Source organism: Sphingomonas sp. PAMC26645 (assembly GCF_004795835.1).
Taxonomy (GTDB): Bacteria; Pseudomonadota; Alphaproteobacteria; order Sphingomonadales; family Sphingomonadaceae; genus Sphingomonas.
Window position 1 is genome coordinate 69801 of the sequence record NZ_CP039249.1, and the last position, 23557, is coordinate 93357.

A 23557-nucleotide genomic window follows, 5' to 3' on the forward strand; every position below is an offset into this window, starting at 1 on the left:
CCTCGAAAGGTTCCAGCATGCGTGAAGCCGCCATCGTCTCGACTGCCCGTACCGCTATCGGCAAGGCGTATCGCGGCGCGTTCAACGCGACCGAGGCGCCGGTGCTGGCGGGGCACGTGATGAACGCAGTCGTTGAACGCGCAGGGGTAGATCCGGCGCGGATCGACGAGGTGTTCTGGGGCGTCGGCAATCAATGGGGTACGCAGGGCGGCAATGCCGGGCGGATGGCGATCTTTGCGGGCGGGCTGCCGGAGTCGGTACCGGCGTTCACACTCGACCGGAAGTGCGGGTCGGGGCTGACCGCAGTGGCGCTCGCGGCGCGGACGATCATGTGTGACGAGGCGGATGTCGCGCTGGCGGGCGGGATGGAGTCGATCAGCTACACCGTGACGAAGGACGCGCCGCGGTTCGTCAATGCGAGCGTCGTGGCGAAGGAGCCCGCGGCGTATATCCCGATGATCGAGACGGCCGAGATCGTCGCCGAGAAATACGGCATCAACCGCGAGGCGCAGGACGAATATGCCGCGATGAGCCAGCAGCGCGCTGCCGCAGGGCTTACGAGCGGAGCGTTTGCCGAGGAGATCGTGCCGATCACCGTCGAGAAGGCGCTGTACGACAAGCAGGGCGCGCATGCCGGGATCGAGAGCGTCACCTTGTCGCAGGACGAGGGTATTCGCGCGGGGACGACGCTGGAGGGATTGCGCGGGTTGAAGACGGTGTGGCCGGGCGGCGAGTTCTCCGGGCCGGGATCGAGCGTGACCGCGGGCAATGCCAGCCAATTGTCGGACGGCGCGTCGGCGCAACTGCTGATGGATCGCAAGACCGCGGAGGCCGAGGGCAAGGATATCCTGGGGATCTATCGCGGGTTCCAGGCGGCGGGGTGCAGTCCGGCGGAAATGGGTATCGGGCCGATCTTCGCGATTCCGAAACTGCTCGAGCGGGTGGGGTTGTCGGTGGGCGACATCGGGCTGTGGGAGCTGAACGAGGCGTTCGCGTCGCAGTGCCTGTATTGTCGCGATTTCCTCGGGATCGATCCGGACAAGTACAACGTCAACGGCGGCGCGATCGCGGTCGGGCATCCGTTCGGGATGACGGGGTCGCGGCTGGTCGGGCATGCGCTGATCGAGGGGCGCAAGCGCGGGGTGCGCTATGTCGTGGTGTCGATGTGCACCGCGGGGGGCATGGGCGCGGCGGGGTTGTTCGAGATCGTTTGACGCGGGCGCCGACCTGGGCGTGCCCTCACCCTTCCCACGGCGAAGGCGCCGCGGGCCCCTTCCCTCTCCCCGATGGGAGAGGGTGTTGTTGCCCAGACATCGGCAGCGGCGCAGGTTCGTGGCTTCTCGGATGGGGACGCGCGCTATGACGACGGCATTGATCACCGGCGCATCGGCGGGGTTGGGCGAAGGCTTTGCGCGGGCGCTTGCTGCTCAAGGCGATGCGCTGATCTTGACCGCGCGTCGGGTCGATCGGTTGGAGGCGCTGGCGACCGAACTGCGTGCGGCGCACGGCGTCACGGTGCATGTGTTTGCTGCCGACCTTGCGGATCAGACTGGTCCGGACACGCTCATTGCTGCCATCGCAGCCGCCGCGTTGCCGATCGACATACTCGTCAACAACGCCGGGTTCGGTGCGCGGGGTGATTTCGCAGAGCTTGATGGCGCGCTGCAACTGGGCATGATCGACTTGAATTGCCGTGCCTTGGTGGCGCTCACGCATGCCGTGCTGCCGCAGATGATCGCGCGTGGGTCTGGCGGGGTACTCAACCTTGCCTCGGTCGCGTCGTTCCAACCGGGGCCGTGGATGGCGGTCTATTACGCGAGCAAGGCTTTCGTGCTGAGCTTTTCCGAAGCGCTGCACGAGGAGGTGAAGGACAAGGGCGTGCGTGTGGCGGCGCTGTGCCCCGGGCCGACGCGGACCGAGTTCGCCGATGTCGCGGGGCTTGGCGATACCGCGCTGTTCGAGCGACTGGCGAGCGATCCGGCGGCGGTCGTGCGCGACGGGTTGGCGGCGCTGGCCGCAAACCGGGCGGTGAAGGTGTCCGGTGCGCTGAACTTCGCGATGGCCGAGGGGATACGGTTTACGCCGCGGAGTCTTGCGCGGCGGATCGCGGGGTCGCTTCAAAAAGCCCGTGGATAGCCCCATGGTATTGGTTGCGATTGCGATGCTGCTGTCGAACGCCGTCAGTCTCACGCCGCCACCGGCCATCGCGGCGTCGTTGGCTGCGGCCGACGTCGACATCGCGTTCGTCGACATGTGCCTTGAGACGCATCCTGCGCTTCGTGCGGAGGACTTTGCCAAGCGTAACACTCGATACGTCGCGGAACGATCCGAGTCGGAAGGCGTCTGGGGACCACTTCGCGATTTGGAGGCAGAGGACGACACGACGATCGCGCACCGGATCTGCCATCGCAACGAAGTTCGTGCGGCGCTGCACCGGATCGACGTTGCGCTCGATGCCCACGCCGCTGCTTTCAGATCCGCCACGCCGGGTATAGATGGAGGGCTGTGGATCGGAGCGATACACGTCTGTCCCGAAGATGTGCTGGACTCGATGATCAGCGGTGATCCTCCCGCGCTCTCCATCCAACTGACGCAAGATGCCGCTGCCGTGTTGGAGACGGTCATCAGCCGGTCGATCAATGCGCGGATCGCCATCCGTCTGGATGGTGCGGTGATCGCACGACCGGTTCCCTATGATCCCATCGTGTTGGGTCGCATAGCGATCAGCGGACCGTCCCGTGGAACTCTCGAACGCGTTCTGCAGACGCTTGGGGCCCCCTGCCCCTAGGCGATTGTCAGCTGACCATCCCGGTTACGGTGATCTGCCCGCCGCGATCGACGATCTCGCCGTCGACCATGCCACTGATCAGCACCGTCGCGCCGGGTTCGACGATCAGGGTGCCATCGATCATCCCGGCGATCTCGGCGGTGGCGCCGGCCGGGACGATCGCGGTGCCGTCGAGCATGCCCTCGAATTTACCCTCGATCGTCAGGTCGCCGCGGTGCATGCCCTTCATGCTCGCTCAGTCGGCGAACAGCAGGACGGGGGTTTCGAGGTACTTCTTGAGGCCCTGGACGAAGCTCGCAGCGTCCCAGCCGTCGACGACGCGGTGGTCGCAGCTGATCGACAGGTTCATGAGTTTCGCGCGGACGACCTCGTCGCCCTTGAAGACGGGGCGTTCGACGATCTTGTTGGGGCCGATGATCGCGACTTCGGGGCGGTTGATGACCGGGGTCGTGGCGATGCCGCCGAGCGGCCCGAGCGAGGTTACCGTGATAGTGCCGCCGCCCATCTCGCTGGGGGCGAGCTTGCCGGCGCGGGCGGCTTCGGCGAGGCGCGTGATCTCGGTGGCGAGCTGCCAGACGTTGCGGTCCTGTGCGTCGCGGATCACGGGAACGGTGAGCCCGGCGTCGGTCTGCGCGGCCATGCCGAGGTGGATGGCGCCGTGGCGCGTGACCACGCCCGCTTCGTCATCGTAGCGCGCGTTGAGCATCGGGAAGTCGGGGATCGTCTTGCAGATCGCGACGATCATCAGCGGCAGCATGGTGAGCTTGGGGCGGCCGCCGCGGTTGGCGTTGAGGTCGGCGCGCATCGCTTCGAGTGCGGTGACGTCGATCTCGTCGACATAGGTGAAGTGCGGGATCGCGCGCTTCGACGCGGCCATGTTCTCGGCGATGCGGCGACGCATGCCGATGACCTTGATGGGCTGGTCTTCGCGGGCGCGTGATGCGTGCGGGGGGTGGTAGCCTTCGCCGGAGCCGTAGCGGAGGTAGGCGTCTAGGTCGGCGTGGCGGACTCGGTCGGAGTCGGTTTTGACGGAGGCGAGGTCGATGCCGAGGTCTCGAGCGCGGGCTCGGACTGCGGGGGATGCTAGCGCGTGGGCCTTTTGCTCCGTGTCAGCCACAGGAACGGCTTGCGCCTTCTGCTCCCTCTCCCCGTTGGGGAGAGGGCTGGGGTGAGGGGTTGGGGCAGTTGCCGGCGTTTCCGCCTGGGGCTGCCCCTCACCCCGGCCCTCTCCCCGGAGGGGAGAGGGAGTTGTCTCGACCACCTCTTCGACGCCCGGGTTTTCGGCTTCGTATTGTTCGGCGGTTTCGGCCTGCGCCGAGGTCAGCGGCGCGGCTACGACTTCGTCTGCCGCATCCACTGCATCCGTCTCGATCACCACCAGCGCGGCGCCGATCGAGACCTGGTCGCCGACTTCGCCGGCCAGTTCGACGACGATGCCGGTCACCGGCGATTCCATCTCGACGGTGGCCTTGTCGGTCATCATGTCGGCGATCGGCGAATCCTCCTCGACGCGGTCGCCGATGGCGACGTGCCATGCGACGATCTCGGCCTCGGAGATGCCTTCGCCGATGTCCGGCAGCTTGAAGGTGAAGCGAGCCATTATGCGTCCTTCATGATCTTTTTCAGGGCTTCGCCGATGCGAACCGGCCCCGGGAAATAGGCCCATTCGAGGCTGTGCGGGTACGGCGTGTCGAACCCGGTCACGCGCTCGATCGGCGCCTCGAGATGGTAGAAACAGCGTTCCTGGACGATCGCCGACAGCTCCGCGCCGAAGCCGCTGGTGCGGGTCGCCTCGTGGACGATCATGCAGCGACCGGTCTTCTTCACCGACGCCTCGATCGTCTCGATGTCGAGCGGGACGAGCGTGCGCAGATCGACGATCTCGGCGTCGATCCCGGCTTCGGCGACGACGGCCGCGCAGACATGGACCATCGTGCCGTAGGCGAGGATGGTGAGCGCCTCGCCTGCGCGGACGATCTTCGCCTTGCCGAGTTCGATCTTGTAATAGCCGGTCGGGACTTCGCCGGCCGGGTGCTTCGACCAGTTCTGCGACGGGCGATCCCAATAGCCGTCGAACGGGCCGTTGTAGATGCGCTTGGGTTCGAAGAAGAGCGTCGGGTCGTTGTCCTCGATCGCGGCGATCAACAGGCCCTTGGCGTCGTAGGGCGTCGACGGGATCACCGTCTTGATGCCGGACATGTGGGTGAAAAGCCCCTCCGGCGACTGGCTGTGCGTCTGGCCGCCGAAGATGCCGCCGCCGAAGGGGGAGCGCACCGTGATCGGCGAGGTGAACTCGCCGGCCGAGCGGTAGCGCAGGCGCGCGGCTTCGGAGACGAGCTGGTCGAGCGCGGGGTAGATGTAGTCCGCGAACTGGATCTCGGGCACCGGGCGCAGGCCATAGGCGCCCATGCCGACCGCGACGCCGATGATGCCGCATTCGGTGATCGGGGTGTCGAAGACGCGGGTCTTGCCGTGCTTGGCCTGAAGCCCGGCGGTCGCGCGGAAGACGCCGCCGAAATAGCCGACGTCCTCGCCCATGACGATCACGTCGGGGTCGCGCTCCATCATGATATCCATGGCGGAGTTGATCGCCTGGATCATGTTCATCCGGGTGGTGGGCTCGGCGTCCGTTGCCTCTGACCCTGATGCCTCGATCATGTCGCTCATGCCTTGCGATCCCATGGACGGCCGCTGGCCGTTTCTTCGTCGAGCATCTGCTGACGCTGCTCCTTCAGATGCCACGGCAGTTCCTCGAACACGCCGTCGAACAGCGATTCGAGCGGCTGGTGCAGGCCGTGGCCGAGGATACCGTTCTTCTCGGCTTCCTTCTGCGCGGCCTTGACCTGCTCGGCGAGTTCCTTGTCCTGCGCGGCATGGCGCTCCTCGTCCCATTCGCCGATCGCGATCAGGTGATCTTTGAGGCGCTTGATCGGGTCGCCGAGCGGCCAGGCGTTGGGTTCGCCTTCGCTGCGATACTGGCCGGGATCGTCGGAGGTCGAGTGGCCTTCCGCGCGGTAGGTGAAATGCTCGATCAGCGTCGGGCCCTGGTTGGTCCGCGCGCGCTCGGCAGCCCATTCCGTCGCGGCATAGACTGCCAGCGCGTCGTTGCCGTCGACGCGGAGCCCGGCGATGCCGTAGCCAACTGCGCGTGCCGCGAACGTCGTCGCCTCGGCACCGGCGAACCCGGAGAAGCTCGAGATCGCCCACTGGTTGTTGACGACGTTGAAGATCACCGGCGCGCGGTAGACCGCGGCAAAGGTGCAGGCGGAGTGGAAGTCGCCTTCCGCGGTCGAGCCTTCGCCGCACCAGGTCGCGGCGATCCGCGTGTCGCCCTTGGCGGCGGACGCCATCGCCCAGCCGACAGCCTGCGGATATTGCGTCGTGAGGTTGCCCGAGATCGAGAAGAACCCGGCTTCCTTGACCGAATACATGATCGGCAACTGCTTGCCGCCGAGCCGGTCCGCCGTGTTCGAATAGATCTGGTTCATCATGTCGACGAGGCTCCAGCCCCGTGCGATCAGCAGCCCCTGCTGGCGGTACGAGGGGAAGCACATGTCCTCGTAATCGAGCGCGTAGGCCGCCGCGACTGCGACCGCTTCCTCGCCTAGTGCCTTCATGTAGAAGCTGGTCTTGCCCTGACGCTGCGCGCGGAACATGCGCTCGTCGAACGCGCGGAGCAGCGCCATGCTGCGCAACATGCGGCGCATCACGTCGGGCGAAAGCTTGGGGTCCCAGGGGCCAACCGCGTTGCCATCGTCGTCGAGTACGCGGACCAGCGTGTAGGCAAGATCGATGAAGTCGGACGCCTTGTCCGCGGTGTCGGGACGGCGCGCCTCGCCGGCGGGCGGCACGTCGACTTCGGCGAAGTCCACCGCGTCGCCGGGGCGGAACTTCGGCTCGGGGATATGCAGCGTAAGGGGCTGCAAATTGGCGCGCGGATGCTCGCTTGCCATCGTCATTCCATCTCCATGAGGCCGCTGTGACCGCGGAACACTCTTACCGAGGCTTGTTATTAAATTTCAACGCAGATTGCGAGGGGGAGTTGCGCATTCACGATGTGCCGCGCGGATTTTTTCTCCCCCTGTGTTGGAATCAGCCGCCGACGGTCTGCTCGATGACCCCGAAGATCGGATGGCGCTTGTCGTCCTCAGCCCAGATGCGGACGACGTCGCCCTGCTTGAGGAACGGCGTGACGGGCTTGCCGCCCTGGATCGTCTCGATCGTCCGCACTTCGGCGAGACAGGAATAGCCGACGCCGCCCTCGGCCACCGACTTGCCCGGACCGCCATCGGGGCCGCGGTTCGAGACGGTGCCCGAGCCGACGATCGTCCCTGCGCCGAGCTTCCGGGTCTTGGCGGCGTGCGCGACGAGCGTGCCGAAATCGAACGTCATGTCCTCCCCGGCCTCGGCGCGACCGAGCGGCTGGCCGTTGAGGTCGACCATCAGCTTGCGGTGCAGCTTGCCGTCCTTCCACCAGTCGCCGAGCGAATCGGGCGTGACGAAGACGGGCGAGAACGCGCTGGCCGGCTTCGACTGGAAGAAGCCGAAGCCCTTGCCGAGTTCGCCGGGGATCAGGTTGCGCAAGGAGACGTCGTTGGTCAGCCCGACCAGCAGGATCGCCGCCAGCGCCTCGTCGCGACTCGCGCCGAGCGGGACGTCGCCGGTAACGACGACGACTTCGCCCTCCATGTCACAACCCCAGGACTCGTCGGCGAGCGGAATCGGATCGCGGGGCCCGAGGAACCCGTCCGAGCCACCCTGGTACATCAGCGGATCGTGCCAGAAACTGTCGGGCATTTCCGCGGCTCGCGCCTGTCGTACGAGCGCAACATGATTCACGTATGCCGAGCCATCCGCCCATTGATACGCCCGTGGCAGCGGCGACTCGGCATCATGCTCGTGGAAGCGGCGCATCGGGATCATCTCGTGCTCGAGATCGGTCGACAGGTTCTTGAGGTCGATCGAAAGCCGGTCCCAGTCGTCGAGCGCGGCCTGCAACGTCGGCGCAATGTGGCTCGCATCGGCGTACCAGGCGAGGTCGTTGGAGACGACCACGAGCTTGCCGTCTCGTCCACGGGTGGTGTCGGGATGCTTCAGGCTGGCCAGTTTCATGGGGCGGATCCTCTATATGTTTGTACGCATCCTACGCCCGTGACGGAGTTCAAGTCGAGCATCCAGCGTGCAGCAAACCTGATTTTGGTAAGAGCGGAGCCAATGTCGACCTGATAGGTTCGAACTTGCGTAACGGTCGAGGAAGGTGAGCATGCCCAGATACTTCTTCGATATCGACAACCATAAACACGTCAACGACGACGACGGCACGAACCTGGCGGACGACGAGGAAGCACGCGTCCAGGCGGTGATCTTCGCCGGCGATTATCTCAGCGATCATCCGGGGATCGCACGCGACGGCGCTCGGTTCAGCGTCGCCGTACGGAACGAGGCGGGTAGCGTTCTGCTGACGGTCATGGTGACGATCGACGAAACGAGCTAGCCGAACGGCTGGCGTCGTTTTTCGCCACGGCCCCGGCAATCGGGCGCATAAATGTCATAACATGGGTTTTGTCGGCCCGGTCAATCCTGGGATAAGGTGCGTATTGTTGCAACGCGCTATTCCAGAGAGGGTGACAGCGAGAAACGAGTGCTCCTGCACTGGATGCGGAGAGTGCACGTGGATATCTCCACCGTGACTGAGAAGGTGTTACGGAAATTCGAATCGCGGATGGCGATGGGTGCGGACGATCGCGCGCAGATCGCGGCCTTGCCGTTCAAGGTCCGGACGATCGATGCGTCGACCTATATGCTGCGCGAGGGCCAGCGTCCGACGCGCTGCGCGTTCATTCTGGACGGCCTAGCCTATCGACAGAAGCTGACGCCCAACGGCGAACGCGAGATCGTGTCGATCCTGATGCCCGGCGAGTTCGTCGATCTGCAGAACCTGTTCCTCGATGAATCCGATCATGACATCCAGGCCCTGACGCGACTGACGCTGGCCGAAGTGCCGATCGCGGCATTGCGCCTTTTCATCGAGGCGTGCCCGGCGGCGGGCCAGGCCTTGTGGATCGATGCGCTGGTCGAGTCGTCGATCCACCGCGAGTGGCTGTTGAATGTCGGACGGCGCAATGCGCGGAGCCGGCTGGCGCATCTGCTGTGTGAATTTTCGGTGCGGTTCCAGAAATCGACGCTCGCCGATGCGATGGCGTATGAGTTGCCGATGACGCAGGAGCAGTTGGGCGATGCGCTTGGGCTCACCCCCGTACACGTCAATCGCGTGCTGAAATCGCTCGAGACCGACGGCCTGATCGCGCGCAAGAAGCGCCAGGTGAGCGTGATCGACTGGCCCCGCCTGCGCGATGCCGCCGAGTTCAACGAGCGCTATCTGCACCTCGGCCAGATCCGCCGCTGACCCCGCCATGGGTGCAAAAAGGGGCCGAAGGTTGACCTTTCGACCGTGATACGCCAGATGGCCGCTATCGAGGCGTAATGCAGCGTGATTGGACCCTAGCCGGTCTTAGCTCCGCCTCGGTCGTTTCCAACGGGCTTCCCTTTTCACGCGGGGTGTCAAAACACCACCGCCCCTCGCGCGTCCTTGTGTGGATTCGCGAGCCCGGCATCTATTTGAGAGACTATTCATGTCATTTGCAAACCTCGGCCTTGCCGAGCCGCTCGTCCGTGCGCTCGAAGCCAAGGGCTATACCGAGCCGACGCCGATCCAGGCCCAGTCGATCCCGATCCTGCTCGAAGGCGGCGATCTGCTCGGCATCGCGCAGACCGGCACCGGCAAGACCGCGGCGTTCGTGCTGCCGTCGATCCAGCGCCTGACCGAAACCCAGAAGCGCGTCCTGCCGACGCATTGCCGCATGCTGGTGCTCGCGCCGACGCGCGAACTCGCCAGCCAGATCGCCGACAGCGCCCGCGCCTACGGCCAGTTCAGCAAGATGTCGGTGACCACCGTGTTCGGCGGCACCAGCATCAACAAGAACCGCCAGGACCTGAGCCGCGGCGTCGACATCCTCGTCGCCACGCCGGGCCGCCTGATCGACCTGATCGAACAGGGCTTCTGCAACCTGTCGATGATCGAGATCCTCGTGCTCGACGAGGCCGACCAGATGATGGATCTCGGCTTCATCCACGCGCTGAAGAAGATCGTCCGCATGCTGCCGAAGAAGCGCCAGACGCTGTTCTTCTCGGCGACCATGCCGGTCGCGATCCGCGAACTGGCCAGCCAGTTTCTGCTCGACCCGAAGACAGTGTCGGTGAAGCCGGCCGCGACGACTGCCGAGCGCGTCGACCAGTATGTCACCTTCTGCAACCAGTCGGAGAAGCAGGCGCTGCTGACGATCACGCTGGCCGATCCGGCGATCGACCGCGCGCTCGTGTTCACGCGCACCAAGCATGGCGCCGACCGCGTCGTGAAGCTGCTCGCGGGCAACGGCATCGCGTCGAACGCGATCCACGGCAACAAAAGCCAGGGCCAGCGTGAGCGCGCACTCGGCGAGTTCAAGCAGGGCAAGGTCAAGGTCCTGATCGCGACCGACATCGCCGCACGCGGCATCGACGTCTCGGGCGTCAGCCACGTGATCAACTTCGAGCTGCCGAACGTCGCCGAGCAGTATGTCCACCGCATCGGCCGTACCGCGCGTGCGGGCGCCAGCGGCATTGCCGTCGCGTTCTGCGCGGATGACGAGAAGGCGTACCTGCGCGACATCGAGCGGATCACCCGCCAGAAGGTGCAGGTCCGGTCGCTGCCGGACGATTTCGTGAACCTGTCGAACCAGATCAAGCAGACGCGCGTGAAGACGATGGGTGCCGATCCCGAGGTCCGCATCGACCGTCCGCGCGATCCGGCACGGCCGCGTGCGACGCATTCGCCGCGGGCGACCGGGACGACCGGGACGACCGGGCGCAACTATGCGGGTGCTAGCCGTGGTGGCCAGGGTGGCGGCGGTCAGGGCGGCGGCGGCGGTCGTCCGCAGGGCGGTGGTCGTCCCGGCGGTCAGGGTGGCGGTGGCCGTCCGGCTGGCGGCGGTGGCCGTGGTCCGAGCCGCGGCGCGGGCCCGAGCTCGGCACGCTAAGGAGCATTCGTTCGCCTCGCGGGTTTGCTATACGCTAGCCCGCGAGGAGAATGCTCATGGACGTTTCCACTACACCTGTTGCCGAACGCGTCGCACGCGTGCTTGCGGGACAGCGGATCAGCGCGAACGCCGGCGGCGATGCTGAATCGGCGTCGCGGCTGATCGACGATGCGTGGGCGGACTATCTGCCCGATGCGCTGGCGGTGCTGAAGACTCTGCGCGAGCCGGATAAGGCGATGGCTGCTGCGGGTGATCCGGCGGTCTGGGAAGCGATGATCCTTGCGGGGATCAAGGGTGCCAAGCCGGTTACGGTGGTCCTCTAAAAACTTGTTTCCCCGCGAAGGCGGGGACCCAGTTTGGGCACCCGCCTTCGCGGGTGAACAAGCTTTGCGACCGGAGACATCGAGTGCGTGCACCACCCCGGCGGAGGCCGGGGCCCAATTGGCAAGGCCGACGTGACGAGGCGCTTCGCTCCGTTACTATCGTTACCGAATTGGCCCCCGGCCTTCGCCGGGGTGGTGTTTTGGTTAGCGTCGATGGCTTAAATCAGCTGATCGTCGTCAGCCATTCCGCTTCGTCCGCGCGCTCCGTGCGCAACGCATTGGCAGGTGCCCTCTTGTCCTCGTAGCCGATCGCCATGCCGCAGAAGAGCATGCGGTCTTCGGGCATGTCCAAGACCCTACCGACCGTTTCCGGATACATCGCCCAGCATTCCTGCGGGCAGGTGGCGAGGCCGGCGTCTACCGCGAGCAGCATCAGGTTTTGCAGGTACATGCCGAGGTCCGACCATTGCGGCGGGCCCATGCGCTTGTCGACCGTGCAGAAATAGGCGGCGGGAGCGCCGAAGAATTCGAAGTTCCGAGCGAACCATTTCTGCCGCGCCGGCTTGTCGTCGCGCGGGATGCCGAGGTGGGCGTACATGGCTTCGCCGACGGCGTAGCGGCGATCTCGGTAGGGGGCAACGAGGTCGCGAGGGTAGACGTCGTAGGCTGGGGTTTCGGTTGCGCCGGTGGCGAGCGTGTCCGCCATCGTCGCCTTGAGGCGGACCAGCGGTTCGCCTTGGACGATGGCAACGTGCCAAGGTTGGAGATTGCCGCCGGTTGCTGCTCGGGACGCTTTTACCGCGATGTTGTGGAGGAGTGCGGGATCGACCGGCGTGTCGAGGAAACCGCGAACGGAACGGCGAGCGGCGATGGCTTCGGTCACGTCCATGTGTTTCTCCTGACTGCGCCAGCCTTTAACGCATCAATCCTCCCCCGCCAGGGGGAGGTGGCTGGCCCTTGCCAGACGGAGGGGGAGGTAAGGGATCACCTCTGTTCCGTGTCCTCCCCCTCCGTCACCTTCGGCGACACCTCCCCCTCGCGGGGGAGGATGCAAAACCGACCGGCTCCCAATCACAGCACGAACCGGCTCAGATCGGTGTTGCGGGCGATTTCCTTCAACTGGCTGTCGACGTAGGCGCCGTCGATGACGAGGTTCGAGCCGCTGCGGTCTTCGGCGTTGTAGCTCACCTCCTCCAGCAGCTTTTCCATTACCGTCTGCAGGCGGCGGGCGCCGATGTTCTCGATCTCCGAGTTCACCTCGGCGGCGATGCGCGCGATCGCGGCGATGCCGTCTTCGGTGAACTCGATGCCGACGCCTTCGGTGGCGATCAGCGCCTTGTATTGCAGCGGCAGCGAGGCCTTCGTGTCCGACAGGATCGCGACGAAATCGGCTTCGGTGAGGCCCTTCAGTTCGACGCGGATCGGCAGGCGGCCCTGCAATTCGGGGAGCAGGTCGCTCGGCTTGGCGACGTGGAACGCGCCGCTGGCGATGAAGAGGATGTGATCGGTCTTCATCGGGCCGTATTTGGTCGCGACGGTCGTGCCCTCGATCAGCGGCAACAGGTCGCGCTGGACGCCTTCACGGCTGATCGAACCGCCGCGGCCGTCGGAGACCGCGATCTTGTCGATCTCGTCGAGAAAGACGATGCCGTTGGCTTCCGCATCGGCGAGCGCTGCGCGGCTGACCTCGTCCTGGTCGAGGCGCTTGTCGGCCTCTTCCTCGACGAGCTTGTCCCACGCCGCGTGGACGGTGAGTTTCCGCCGCTTCAGCTGCTGGCCGCCGCCGAACGACTTCATCATCTCGCCGAGGTTGATCATCTGCGGCGCGCCGCCGGGGATTTCGAACGGCGTGGTCGGCGCCTGCTCGACCTCGATCTCGACTTCGGCGGAGTTTAGATGACCGTCGAGGAAGCGCTGCTTGAAGCTTTCGCGCGTCGCGGTGCTCGAATCCTTGCCGACCAGCGCGTCGAGCAGACGTCCCATCGCCGCCTCCTCCGCCTTGTCCTTGACGGCAATACGACGCCGTTCCTTTTCGAGGCGGATGGCTTCCTCGACGAGGTCGCGGGCGATCTGTTCGACGTCGCGGCCGACATAGCCGACCTCGGTGAACTTGGTCGCCTCGACCTTCACGTACGGCGCGTCGGCGAGCTTGGCCAGACGGCGGCTGATCTCGGTCTTGCCGCAGCCGGTCGGTCCGATCATCAGGATGTTCTTGGGCGTGACCTCGTCGCGGAGGTCTTCGCTGAGCTGCTGGCGGCGCCAGCGGTTGCGCATCGCGACGGCGACGGCGCGTTTCGCGGCGGCCTGGCCGATGATGTGGGCGTCGAGCGCGGCGACAATGGCCTTTGGGGTGAGTTGGTCGTTCATTTTGTTACCTTCTCCCCTCCCGCTCGGGAGGGGTCGGGGGAGGGCGTGGCCGAAGCGGAAGGCGTGGGTGGGGTGTATTTCAGCCCCTCCCCTAACCCCTCCCGCAAGCGGGAGGGGGATTAGCTAGTCGAGTCCATCGTTTCGACCGTGAGGCGGTCGTTGGTGTAGACGCAGAGTTCGGACGCGATGCCCATTGCCTTGCGGCACAACACCTCCGCGTCCGTCTCGTATTCGACCAGCGCTCGGGCTGCCGCCAACGCGTAGTTGCCGCCGGAGCCGATCGCGGCGACGCCGTTCTCGGGTTCGAGGACGTCGCCGTTGCCGGTGAGGATCAGCGTCACGTCCTTGTCGGCGACGATCATCATGGCTTCGAGATTGCGGAGGAACTTGTCGGTGCGCCAATCCTTGGCGAGCTCGACCGCGGCGCGCAGCAGCTGGCCCTGGTGCGCTTCGAGCTTGCGTTCGAGGCGTTCGAACAGCGTGAAGGCGTCGGCGGTGGCGCCGGCGAACCCGCCGATGACGCTGCCGTCGCCTAGGCGGCGGACTTTGCGCGCGTTGGGTTTCATGACGGTCTGGCCCATCGAGACCTGGCCGTCGCCGATCACGACGACCTTGCCGCCGCGGCGGACCGAGAGGATCGTGGTGCCGTGCCATGTCGGCATGGCGTGGGGGTCGTTGCTCATAGGCGCGATGTAGGGTTTGGTTTTGGGGGTGCAACGCCCCTGCCGCCTCCCATCCCCCTCTCCCATCATCCGTCATCCCCGCGCAGGCGGGGATCCAGACCCTCGAACCTCACCCGTTCATCATTGAGGTTTGCCCGTATGGGTTCCCGCCTCCGCGGGAATGACGAAGGAGGTGGCGGGAATGACGGAGAAGGATGGGGTAACGAGGGGTCAGCGCCCCTTCCCCCACTCCCGCGCCACCGTGTAGCCGAGATAGCCGGTGCCGAAGAGCGCGTAGAGCGGCTCGGGAATTGCGTTGAGGTACGCGGACATTCCGGCGGCGATCGCCTGCGCCGTTTGCGGGCGGACGGCGGCGATCAGGCCTGCGGGGATCGCGCCGAGCAGCAATGTGTACATCACGTAGAGGAAGGTCGGGCGGGCTCGGGTGATCCAGGGGTCTGGTGCTGGATCAAGGGGTTGCGGGGTCATTGGCTGTCTCCGGCAATCTGGAAGTGCACAAAGTTCACACGCTGGGAGCGTTTCGCAGGGGCCTCAGGTGCGGTTGGCGAGCCAGCCGTAGAGGAAGGCTTCGTTCGCCGGGCGGGTCTCGGCTAGCGCGACGTAGCGTTCGCCTTGGAGGGCCTCGATCGCTTTCAGGAGCACGGTTTCGCCGCCGGGTTTGCGGCGGGCTAGGAAAGCATCGAGGGCGGTTACAGTCGCGGGGCCGATGCGGCCGTCGAGGATCATGTCGGGGTAGTCGGTGGCGCCGCGGTTGAGCGCATTTAGGGCGCGCTGGAGGAAGGTGGCGGCGACCGCGGGGCCCATGTTGATGCCGGTGTCGAAGAGTTCTTCGGCGATTTTCGGGGCTCGGGGGGCGATCTGGTCGAAGGCCGGGCGGGTCCAGTAGAGGCGGTGGTAGATGGTTTCCGCCTGGTCGCGGGGGAAGTTGCGCATGTCTCCGGGGTAGCCGTTGGTGCGGGCTACGCTTTCCGTGATGCCGTAGCGGGTGGGGCCGCCTCGGTCTGCGGGGTGGTTCGAGTAGCCGCCTTCGCGGTCGATGACGGCGTCGATTAGGTGGTCGATGGTCATGGCTGGCTCCCGGTTTTGTCGGCGCGAGCGAAACATATTGGTTCGTTGTAGGACAGGGGAATTTGGCGGTTCTTCGATCCTCACCTGCCAGGGGGAGGTGGCTGGCGCTTGCCAGACGGAGGGGGAGGACACGCAACGCGGGTGACCGCTTGCCTCCCCCTCCGTCACCTTCGGTGCCACCTCCCCCTTGCGGGGGAGGATTGCTGGGTTGCGCACCTCCCCGGCGGAGGCCGGGGTCCAATTGGGGGACGGTTGTAACGGAGGACGGCGCTTCGTTATGTCCGACGTTCCAATTGGGCCCCGGCCTTCGCCGGGGTGGTGCTATGGCGGGGTAGTGCTGTGGTGTGGGTCCCGGGTCCCGGGTCGCGACCGCCGCCCACCCACCACCCCAAACCGACGCTACGTCCGCGCGGGGTTGGCGGATTGGTGTGCCTAAGGCTATGCGCTCCCTTGAACATTCGCCGCGGGCTCTGTCTGCGCGCTCAACCCGGTCGCCGCCGCGGCCGACAGGTTAGGAAGACCATGGAAGACGATTTCCGCAAAGCCGCGCTCGATTATCACCGCTATCCCAAGCCCGGTAAGCTCTCGGTCGAAGCGACCAAGCGGATGGCGACGCAGCGCGATCTCGCGCTTGCGTACTCGCCGGGCGTTGCCGCCGCGTGCGAGGAGATCGCCGCCGATCCGGACAAGGCGCGCGATTATACCGCACGCGGCAACCTCGTCGCCGTGATCACCAACGGGACCGCGGTGCTGGGGCTCGGTGCGATCGGTGCGCTCGCGTCGAAGCCGGTGATGGAGGGCAAGGCGGTGCTCTTCAAGAAATTCGCGGGCATCGACTGCTTCGACATCGAGATCGACCAGCTCGATCCGCAGGCCTTCATCGAGGCTGTCCGCGTGCTCGAGCCGACGTTCGGCGGGATCAATCTCGAGGATATCAAGGCGCCTGAATGCTTCGAGATCGAGACGAAGCTGCGTGAGGTCATGAACATACCGGTGTTCCACGACGACCAGCACGGCACCGCGATCGTGTGTGCGGCCGCGGTTCGCAACGTGCTCGAACTGCGCGGCAAGCGGCTCGACCAGATGAAGCTGGTGACGTCGGGTGCGGGCGCAGCGGCGCTGGCAACGGTCGATTTGCTGGTATCGATGGGGCTCAATCCCGAGAACGTGACGCTGACCGATATCGCGGGCGTGGTGCACAAGGATCGCGGCGACGTGATGCCGCCGAACATGGCGCGGTACGCGCGCACGACCAACGCGCGGACCTTGCCGGACGTGCTGGAGGGGGCGGACATCTTCCTCGGCCTGTCGGCGCCGCGCGTGCTGAAGCAGGAATGGCTGCATCTGCTCGCACCCGATCCGCTGATCCTGGCGCTGGCGAACCCTGAGCCGGAGATCCAGCCGGCGCTGGTGCATGCGACGCGGCCCGATGCGATCATCGCCACTGGCCGCTCGGATTTTCCGAACCAGGTCAACAACGTGCTGTGCTTCCCGTTCATCTTCCGCGGGGCGCTCGATGTCGGCGCGACCGAGATCAACGAGGCGATGAAGGTCGCTGCGGTCGACGCGATCGCGGCCCTGGCGCGCGCGACGGCCTCCGATGTTGTCGTCACGGCCTACGGCGGCGCGACGCCGGTGTTCGGGCCGACCTACATCATCCCCAAGCCGTTCGATCCGCGGCTGATCCTGCACGTTGCGCCGGCGGTGGCGAAGGCGGCGATGGAGTCGGGCGTGGCGACGCGGCCAATCGAGGATTTCGACGCGTATCTGCGTGATCTCGAAGTGTTCGTGTATCGCTCGGGCCAGCTGATGCGGCCGATCTTCGCGCGCGCCAAGCAGGCCGGACGCTCGATCGCGTATGGCGAGGGCGAGGACGACCGCACGCTGCGCGCGGTGCAGACGGTGATCGACGAGGGTATCGGGCGGCCGGTGTTGATCGGGCGGCGCGAGGTGATCGCCGAGAAGATCCAGTCGAGCGGGTTGCGGATGGCGATCGGCACCGATGTCGAGGTGCTTGATCCGGGGACCGACCGCGAGGTGTTCGATCCGTTGCTCGCAGGGTATAACGCGTTGGTCGGCCGTCGCGGATCGCCGCCTGATAGTGCGGAGCGCGCGCTGCGGACTCGGCCGAGCGTGGCGGCGGCGATGCTGCTGCGCGAGGGGCGCGTCGATGCGGCCTTGTGTGGTGGCATCGGCGACTGGTGGACGCAGATGACGTACGTCATGCCGCTGATCCCGCGGATGCCGGGCGTGTCGCGGCTGTACGCGATGTCGGCAGTGATCCTGCGGACCGGCAGTCTTTTCTTCTGCGATACGCACGTGACGGTCGATCCGACCGCCGAGCAGATTGCCGAGATGACGCTGCTCGCGGCCGAGGCTGTGCGCGCGTTCGCGATCGAGCCGAAGGCGGCGCTGCTGTCGCATTCGAGCTTTGGTGCGTCGCGGTCGCCGTCGGCGCAGAAGATGCGGGCGGGGCATGCGTTACTGAAGGAGTTCGCGCCGGAGTTCGAGTTCGACGGCGAGATGCACGGTGATGCGGCGCTGTCGGAGGCGCTGCGACGGCGGCTGGTCGCGGACAGTCCTTTGACCGGCTCGGCGAATCTGTTGGTGATGCCGAACATCGACGCGGCGAACATCGCGGTGTCGCTGTTGTCGGCGTCGACCGAGTCGCTGCCGCTGGGGCCGATGCTGCTGGGGCTCGCCAAGCCGTTGCAGATGATGGTGCCGAGCGTGACCGCGCGCGGGATCGTGAATCTTAGCGCGGTTGCCGTGGGTCATGCCGCGACGGTTAGCGAGACTGCCTGACCTCTAACGGTTCTCCCGCGAAAGCGGGAGCCCAGGGTTGCGGGCGGCAGCGTTCGTGATCCTGGGCCCCCGCGTTCGCGAGGGAACAAGGAGGTTTGCCAAGACCTGATCGGCTGGCTGTCGTTCATCGATGCAAGAAAATGGTCGGAGCGACAGGATTCGAACCTGCGACCCCCACACCCCCAGTGTGGTGCGCTACCAGGCTGCGCTACGCTCCGACCGAACGGGCCGCATAGCAGCCCGAGCCGCGCGCTCTACGCAGGGTCGGCGTGCGATGCAAGTCGCAACGCCGTTCCCCGCGAAGATTGCCTCATTCGCCCAGCCCTCACTCGCCCATTAGCGTGCGCCAGAAGCTGCCGTCATAGGCCTTCACGCTGATCTGTTCGATCGTGAACCCGCGAAGGGCGCGACCGAATGCCTTCTGGTGTTCCGCCTCGCCGTGCGCCGCGAGTGCCTCAGGGCTGGCCCAGCGTTCGGAGATCCGGATCAGGTCGGGATCGACCAGGTCGAGCGCGAGATTGTAGAATTCACAGCCGTCTTCCGCGGCGCAGGCGGCCATGTGCGCGATCAGCGTGTCGGCGATCTTCGCGCCCTCGCCTGCGGCCAGCTTGATATGTCCCATCACCAGAATCATCGCATCTCTCCTGTTTTGCGCCGGTTTCGCCGCAACTTCATCGTGGTCTCTACACGAACCGTCCGCCGCCACCTCAGTTGCACGCGACATCAAGCGATGATAGCGGGCGGACCAATGCGACCGGCCGCGCGGCGCGCGAACCGAGCCACCCTTCACAGATACGGAACTCCATGTTCATCTCACCAGCATACGCCCAGGCCGCAGACGGCGCCGCCACGACGGCGGGAGGCGGGATCGCCTCGTTCCTGAGCCTCGCGCCGCTCTTCCTCGTGTTCGTCGTGTTCTATTTCCTGATGATCCGCCCGCAGCAAAAGCGCATGAAGGCGCTGCAGGCGTCGGTCGCGGCGGTGAAGAAGAACGACAGCGTCGTGACGTCGGGCGGGATCCTGGGCAAGGTGACCAAGGTCGAGGATAATGTCGTCGAGGTCGAGATCGCGCCGAATGTCCGCGTTCGGGTCGTCAAGGCGACGCTGACCGACATCACCAGCCCGAACACGAAGCCGGCGAACGACTGATGCTCGACTTCCCGCGCTGGAAAATCGGGTCGATCATCGGGTTGCTGGCGGCATTGTGCCTGCTGGCGATCCCGAGCTTCCTTCCCGAGAGCACCACGAGCCAATGGGGGCGGATCCCGCATCCGCACATCAACCTCGGGCTCGATCTCGCCGGCGGCAGCTATCTGCTGCTCGAGGCGGACACCGCCGACCTCGCCGCGACGCGGATCGAGGCGATGCGCGACAGCGTCGCGGGGACGATGCGCAACGGGACGCCGCGGATCGAGATCGGAGACATTTCGACGCGGGGCGGCCAGCTGACCTTCCTGCTGCGTGATCCGAGCCAGGTCGACGCGGCGCGCGAGCGCCTGCTGGCGATCACCGGCGGTGGCGCCGGGATGAGCGGCCAGCGCGAGTGGGACATCAATGTCGTCGACACGAGCCGGTTCGTGCTCAAGCCGACCCAGGCCGGCCTGACCCAGGCGGTCGACACCGCGATGAAGGACGCGACCGAAGTCGTCCGTCGTCGTATCGACGCGCTCGGCACCAAGGAGCCGACGATCGTTCGCCAGGGCGCGACGCGGATCGTCGTCCAGGTGCCGGGGCTGAAGAACCCGCAGGCGCTGAAGGAGCTGATCGGCAAGACCGCCAAGCTCGAATTCAAGCTGGTCGACGAGACCGCGAACCCGGCTGATCTGGTCAAGGGGATCGCCCCGATCGGCAGCCAGGTGCTGCCGTATCCGGGCAACCCGCGCGGCGTGCCGTTCATCGCGGTCAAGCGATCGGTGATCATCTCGGGCGACCAGCTCGCCGATGCGCGCCAGGAGTTCGAGTCGCAGACCAACGCGCCGCAGGTGGCGATCACGTTCGATGCGGTCGGTGGCCGTCGCTTCGCCAAGGTGACGACCGAGAACACCAACAAGCCGTTCGCGATCATCCTCGACAATTCGGTGATCTCTGCGCCGAACATCAACGAGCCGATCCTGGGCGGTCGCGCGTCGATCTCGGGCAACTTCACCGTCGAATCGGCGAACGCGCTGGCGATCTCGCTGCGGTCGGGCAAGCTGCCGGTCAACCTGAAGACGATCGCCGAGAGCACCGTCAGCCCCGATCTCGGCAAGGATTCGATCCGCGCTGGCGTGCTCGCGTCGATCGTCGCCGCGCTGCTCGTGATCGTGTTCATGTTCGTCACCTATGGGCGGTTCGGGCTGTATGCGAACCTCGCGGTGGTCATCAACATCCTGGTCATCGTCGCAGTCATGGCGATGCTGAACGCGACGCTGACGCTGCCGGGAATCGCCGGGTTCGTGCTGACGATCGGTACCGCGGTGGATGCCAACGTGCTGATCAACGAGCGTATTCGCGAAGAGCGGCGACGCGGGCGTAGCGTCGTCCAGTCGGTCGAGCTCGGCTACAAGGAAGCATCGCGGACGATCTTCGAGGCCAACGTGACCCACGCCATCACCGGCGTGATCATGCTGCTGCTCGGCTCGGGTCCGGTGAAGGGCTTCGCGGTCGTGCTGCTGATCGGGATCTGCACGTCGGTGTTCACCGCCGTCACGTTCACGCGGATGATGGTCGCGCTGTGGCTGCGGAAGAACCGCCCCACCACGATCAATATTTGAGGCGGGAGATAACCATGCGCCTGCTGAAACTCGTTCCCGACAACACGAACCTGAAGTTCGTCTCGCTCCGCAAATGGGCGTTCGGGCTGACCCTGCTGCTGTCGTTGCTGGCGATCGGGCTGGTCGTGACGAAGGGCCTCAACATGGGCGTCGACTTCGTCGGCGGCGTCCTGATCGAAGAAAAGTTCGCCACCCCGCCGTCGATCGACGCGGTTCGCACCGAAGTCGACCGCCTCGGCGTCGGCGAAGCCTCGATCCAGTCGTTCAGCGATCCCAAGACGCTGTCGATCCGCCTGCCGGTGCCCGCCGGGGACGAAGGCGCGACCAACCGCCTCGTCAAGAAGGTGTCGGACGACCTCGCGGTGAAGTTCCCCGGCGCGACCTTCTCCAAGTACGATACGATCTCGGGCAAGGTCTCGGACGAGCTGATCAGCAAGGGTCTGCTCGCGGTCGGTCTCGCGATCCTCGGCATCGCGCTGTTCGCGGTGGTGCGGTTCGAGTGGCAGTTCGGCGTGTCGACCGTCGTCGCGATCGTCCACGATCTGTTGATGACGCTCGGCTTCTTCGCGCTGACGCAGTTCGAGTTCGACCTCAATATCGTCGCGGCGGTGCTGACGATCATCTCGTACTCGATCAACGACAAGATCGTGATCGACGATCGTATCCGCGAGAACATGCGCCGGTACCGGAAGATGGACATGCGCGAGATCATCGACCTGTCGGTGAACGAGACGCTGCCGCGCACCGTGATGACCTCGGTGACGATCCTGCTCGCGCTGGTGGCGATGCTGGTGCTCGGCGGCCATGTGCTGCGCGGGTTCACCGCGGCGATGATCCTCGGCATCGTGGTCGGGACGTACTCGTCGATCTACGTGTCGTCGTCGCTGCTGATCACGCTGGGTCTGCGGGCCGATCCTGCGCCGCGCAAGGGCGGCGTGCAGGATGGCGCCGAACGGGTTGGTCCGAAGGTCGAGCGTTGATCACGTCATGAGGATGGACCGCGAGAAGACCGATGGGCCGATGATCTCGGCAATCGGTCGGGCCGGGTTCAAGGTCGACGACGGGTATTATACCGCTTTGTCGATCAGTCCCGAGCGCGCGGATGGCTGGGAGCCGCCGGCGTTCGAGACGCTTGGCGAGGCGGACGTGGCGGCATTGCTGGCGCTCGATCCGCCGCCGGAGTTCCTGTTGCTGGGGACCGGTTCCGCGCTTCGTCAGCCGCCGCTTGCGTTCAAGAAGGCGGTCGAGGCGCGGGGGTTCGGGATCGAGGCTATGGACAGCCGGGCTGCTGCTCGGGCTTGGGCTGTCCTGCGTGGCGAAGGTCGCTGGATCGTGGCGGCGCTGTACCCGCTCGAAGGGTGATCTGAGACTTCTGATCCTCCCCCGCTAGGGGGAGGTGGCTGGCACTTGCCAGACGGAGGGGGCGGTAAGGGAAACCGCCGTTCCGTGTCCTCCCCCTCCGTCACCTTCGGTGCCACCTCCCCCTGGCGGGGGAGGATTCTAAATCCGGTGTTCCGCGGCTAGCGTCATCAGGTGCTCGTAGAGCGCGGCCGTGTTGGCTTCCCAGGTGAAGCTGGCGACCGTGGCGCGCGTCGCTTGGGGCGCAGGCGGGTCGGCCAGGAGGGCTCCGATCGCGGCGGCGAACGCTAGCGAGTCGCCTATCGTGACGCGGCCTGCTTCTGGCGATGTCACCACGTCATGCGCGCCGCCGGCGTCGGTGATGACGATCGGCGTGCCGCAGGCGAGCGATTCGACCCAGGCGTTGGCGAGGCCCTCGGACTCGGAGGCAAGCGCGCTGACATCGGCAGCGGCGATCAGCTTCGGGATTTCGGCGTGGGGTACGGCGCCGAGCAGGCGGACGCGGTCGATTATGCCTAGTCGCGCGATCTGTGCTTCCAGTGTCGCGCGTGCAGGGCCCTGCCCTGCGATTAGCAAAGTGACGCCGGGGAGCGCGGCGACCGCGTCGATGACGATGTCGTGGCCCTTGCGCGGGATCAGCGCGCCGACCGAGACGACTAGCGAGCCAGAGACGCCGAGGGCTGCCTTGGCGGTGGCGCGGTCGACGGGGTGGAAGCGGTCCTGGTCGACGCCGGTGTGGTGGACGCGGACGCGGTCGGCGGGCAATCCCATCGCGACCATGTCGGCCTTCATCGCGGCGCTGACCGCGAGCATGCCCGCGGCGTTGCGGCCCGCGGCGCGGACCTGCGCGGCGGTGGCGGGGGCGTTGCCCCAGATGTGGATGTCGGAGCCGCGCGCCTTGATCGACACGGGGACGCCGTAGCGCTTGCCGAGCGCGACCGCGGCGGGACCGTCGGGGAAGAAGAACGACGCGTCGATGACGTCGAACGCGAAGTCATCGCGGATCGCGTCGAGGACCGGGACGAGCGCGCGGTGCAACGCTGCGGCGTGATGGCGGCCCTGGAGGAAGGGGCGGACGGTGAAGCGCGGGCGGTGGAGGTCGATGCCTTTCCAGCGTTCGTGCGTCGGGAGCGTGGCGAGGGTTGCGTAGTGGCCGAGGTGGCGGAGCGGGCCAGGGGGGAGGCCGATCGGTGCTACCGCTTGCAGCGAGACGTCGGGGTGCGCGGCGAGGCCGAGCGTCTGGCGTTCGACGAAGACGCCGAAATTGGGGCGGGTCGCATCCGGGAACAGGGTGGAGAGAGTTAGGATGCGGAGCATGGGCTCGGGGTTACAGGGG

At 66.0% G+C, this 23557-nt stretch carries 23 protein-coding genes, 1 tRNA gene and 1 pseudogene; 12 read left to right on the forward strand and 13 right to left on the reverse strand.

The features are described 5' to 3' along the window. The first annotated feature begins 17 nt into the window (after positions 1–17). The 3 genes from E5673_RS00365 (at position 18) to E5673_RS00375 (ending at position 2788) form a co-directional block, all read left to right on the forward strand. Complete coding sequence (locus tag E5673_RS00365) at positions 18–1214, forward strand: acetyl-CoA C-acyltransferase (RefSeq protein WP_136188506.1); 1197 nt, start codon at positions 18–20, stop codon at positions 1212–1214. Between the two features lie 145 nt (positions 1215–1359). Then, positions 1360–2136 (forward strand): SDR family oxidoreductase, encoded by a 777-nt coding sequence (locus tag E5673_RS00370; protein WP_210731781.1) that lies wholly within the window; start codon positions 1360–1362, stop codon positions 2134–2136. 25 nt (positions 2137–2161) lie between these two features. Continuing rightward, positions 2162–2788 (forward strand): hypothetical protein, encoded by a 627-nt coding sequence (locus E5673_RS00375; RefSeq protein WP_136188508.1) that lies wholly within the window; start codon positions 2162–2164, stop codon positions 2786–2788. Between the two features lie 7 nt (positions 2789–2795). Here the strand turns inward: E5673_RS00375 and E5673_RS00380 are convergent, their stop codons facing one another. From E5673_RS00380 to E5673_RS00400, 5 genes are all read right to left on the reverse strand, one after another. Next, complete coding sequence (locus E5673_RS00380; RefSeq protein WP_136188509.1) at positions 2796–3017, reverse strand: polymer-forming cytoskeletal protein; 222 nt, start codon at positions 3015–3017, stop codon at positions 2796–2798. 6 nt (positions 3018–3023) lie between these two features. Next, the gene (locus tag E5673_RS00385; RefSeq protein ID WP_136188510.1) at positions 3024–4388 is read right to left on the reverse strand and encodes a dihydrolipoamide acetyltransferase family protein; all 1365 of its coding nucleotides are present in this window, start codon (positions 4386–4388) and stop codon (positions 3024–3026) included. Continuing rightward, positions 4388–5395 carry an alpha-ketoacid dehydrogenase subunit beta gene (locus tag E5673_RS00390; protein WP_056053047.1) on the reverse strand — a complete coding sequence of 336 codons (1008 nt, stop codon included), beginning with the start codon at positions 5393–5395 and terminating at the stop codon, positions 4388–4390. Before E5673_RS00390 ends, E5673_RS00385 begins: the two co-directional genes overlap by 1 nt. Positions 5396–5451: 56 nt before the next feature. Continuing rightward, entirely contained in the window at positions 5452–6741 is a 1290-nt protein-coding gene (locus E5673_RS00395) for a thiamine pyrophosphate-dependent enzyme (RefSeq protein WP_056490339.1), read from the reverse strand. A 139-nt stretch (positions 6742–6880) separates the two neighbouring features. Continuing rightward, the gene (locus E5673_RS00400; RefSeq protein ID WP_136188511.1) at positions 6881–7900 is read right to left on the reverse strand and encodes a fumarylacetoacetate hydrolase family protein; all 1020 of its coding nucleotides are present in this window, start codon (positions 7898–7900) and stop codon (positions 6881–6883) included. Positions 7901–8051: 151 nt separating this feature from the next. Between E5673_RS00400 and E5673_RS00405 the strand changes: the two genes are divergently transcribed. The 4 genes from E5673_RS00405 to E5673_RS00420 all read left to right on the forward strand — a co-directional run bounded on the left by E5673_RS00405 (position 8052) and on the right by E5673_RS00420 (position 11186). After that, the gene (locus tag E5673_RS00405) at positions 8052–8282 is read left to right on the forward strand and encodes a hypothetical protein (RefSeq protein WP_136188512.1); all 231 of its coding nucleotides are present in this window, start codon (positions 8052–8054) and stop codon (positions 8280–8282) included. 177 nt (positions 8283–8459) lie between these two features. Further along, positions 8460–9194: a Crp/Fnr family transcriptional regulator gene (locus E5673_RS00410; protein WP_247599497.1), complete on the forward strand. Its 735-nt coding sequence runs from the start codon at positions 8460–8462 to the stop codon at positions 9192–9194. 226 nt (positions 9195–9420) lie between these two features. Then, positions 9421–10863 carry a DEAD/DEAH box helicase gene (locus E5673_RS00415; RefSeq protein ID WP_136188513.1) on the forward strand — a complete coding sequence of 481 codons (1443 nt, stop codon included), beginning with the start codon at positions 9421–9423 and terminating at the stop codon, positions 10861–10863. 56 nt (positions 10864–10919) lie between these two features. After that, complete coding sequence (locus E5673_RS00420) at positions 10920–11186, forward strand: hypothetical protein (RefSeq protein ID WP_056051816.1); 267 nt, start codon at positions 10920–10922, stop codon at positions 11184–11186. 223 nt (positions 11187–11409) lie between these two features. On the opposite strand, the gene E5673_RS00425 is transcribed toward E5673_RS00420, so the two are convergent. The 5 genes and pseudogenes from E5673_RS00425 to E5673_RS00445 all read right to left on the reverse strand — a co-directional run bounded on the left by E5673_RS00425 (position 11410) and on the right by E5673_RS00445 (position 15304). Continuing rightward, a complete protein-coding gene (locus E5673_RS00425; protein WP_136188514.1) occupies positions 11410–12075 on the reverse strand; it encodes a nitroreductase in 666 nt (221 codons plus the stop codon). A gap of 182 nt (positions 12076–12257) precedes the next feature. Next, on the reverse strand, positions 12258–13553 hold the full coding sequence (gene hslU / locus E5673_RS00430; protein ID WP_136188515.1) for an ATP-dependent protease ATPase subunit HslU: 1296 nt from the start codon (positions 13551–13553) through the stop codon (positions 12258–12260). 119 nt (positions 13554–13672) lie between these two features. Continuing rightward, complete coding sequence (hslV, locus tag E5673_RS00435; RefSeq protein ID WP_107954625.1) at positions 13673–14215, reverse strand: ATP-dependent protease subunit HslV; 543 nt, start codon at positions 14213–14215, stop codon at positions 13673–13675. Positions 14216–14446: 231 nt separating this feature from the next. Beyond that, positions 14447–14680 (reverse strand): annotated as a pseudogene (locus E5673_RS00440) (3TM-type holin); the annotation flags it as partial. Positions 14681–14767: 87 nt separating this feature from the next. Then, complete coding sequence (locus E5673_RS00445; protein ID WP_136188517.1) at positions 14768–15304, reverse strand: glycosyl hydrolase 108 family protein; 537 nt, start codon at positions 15302–15304, stop codon at positions 14768–14770. 522 nt (positions 15305–15826) lie between these two features. Between E5673_RS00445 and E5673_RS00450 the strand changes: the two genes are divergently transcribed. Beyond that, positions 15827–18109, forward strand: a complete 2283-nt coding sequence (locus E5673_RS00450; RefSeq protein ID WP_136188518.1) for an NADP-dependent malic enzyme — start codon at positions 15827–15829, stop codon at positions 18107–18109. 141 nt (positions 18110–18250) lie between these two features. Here the strand turns inward: E5673_RS00450 and E5673_RS00455 are convergent. Both E5673_RS00455 and E5673_RS00460 read right to left on the reverse strand, forming a co-directional pair. Further along, a tRNA-Pro gene (locus E5673_RS00455) sits at positions 18251–18327 on the reverse strand. 107 nt (positions 18328–18434) lie between these two features. Beyond that, positions 18435–18743: an antibiotic biosynthesis monooxygenase gene (locus E5673_RS00460; protein WP_136188519.1), complete on the reverse strand. Its 309-nt coding sequence runs from the start codon at positions 18741–18743 to the stop codon at positions 18435–18437. Between the two features lie 170 nt (positions 18744–18913). Here E5673_RS00460 and yajC point away from each other — a divergent pair, with 170 nt between their 5' ends. From yajC to E5673_RS00480, 4 genes are read left to right on the forward strand one after another with little or no spacing between them, the layout of a single operon-like run. After that, complete coding sequence (gene yajC, locus E5673_RS00465; protein WP_056066746.1) at positions 18914–19258, forward strand: preprotein translocase subunit YajC; 345 nt, start codon at positions 18914–18916, stop codon at positions 19256–19258. After that, positions 19258–20862 carry a protein translocase subunit SecD gene (gene secD / locus E5673_RS00470; protein WP_136188520.1) on the forward strand — a complete coding sequence of 535 codons (1605 nt, stop codon included), beginning with the start codon at positions 19258–19260 and terminating at the stop codon, positions 20860–20862. The genes yajC and secD overlap by 1 nt, the downstream gene beginning before the upstream one ends. Before the next feature lie 14 nt (positions 20863–20876). Next, positions 20877–21842 carry a protein translocase subunit SecF gene (secF, locus tag E5673_RS00475; protein WP_132737393.1) on the forward strand — a complete coding sequence of 322 codons (966 nt, stop codon included), beginning with the start codon at positions 20877–20879 and terminating at the stop codon, positions 21840–21842. Positions 21843–21849: 7 nt separating this feature from the next. Then, the gene (locus tag E5673_RS00480; RefSeq protein WP_136188521.1) at positions 21850–22224 is read left to right on the forward strand and encodes an MTH938/NDUFAF3 family protein; all 375 of its coding nucleotides are present in this window, start codon (positions 21850–21852) and stop codon (positions 22222–22224) included. 138 nt (positions 22225–22362) lie between these two features. Here E5673_RS00480 and E5673_RS00485 read toward each other — a convergent pair whose 3' ends face one another. Beyond that, positions 22363–23538, reverse strand: coding sequence for a glycosyltransferase (locus E5673_RS00485; protein WP_136188522.1), 1176 nt, complete (start codon positions 23536–23538; stop codon positions 22363–22365). Between the last annotated feature and the right edge of the window lie 19 nt (positions 23539–23557).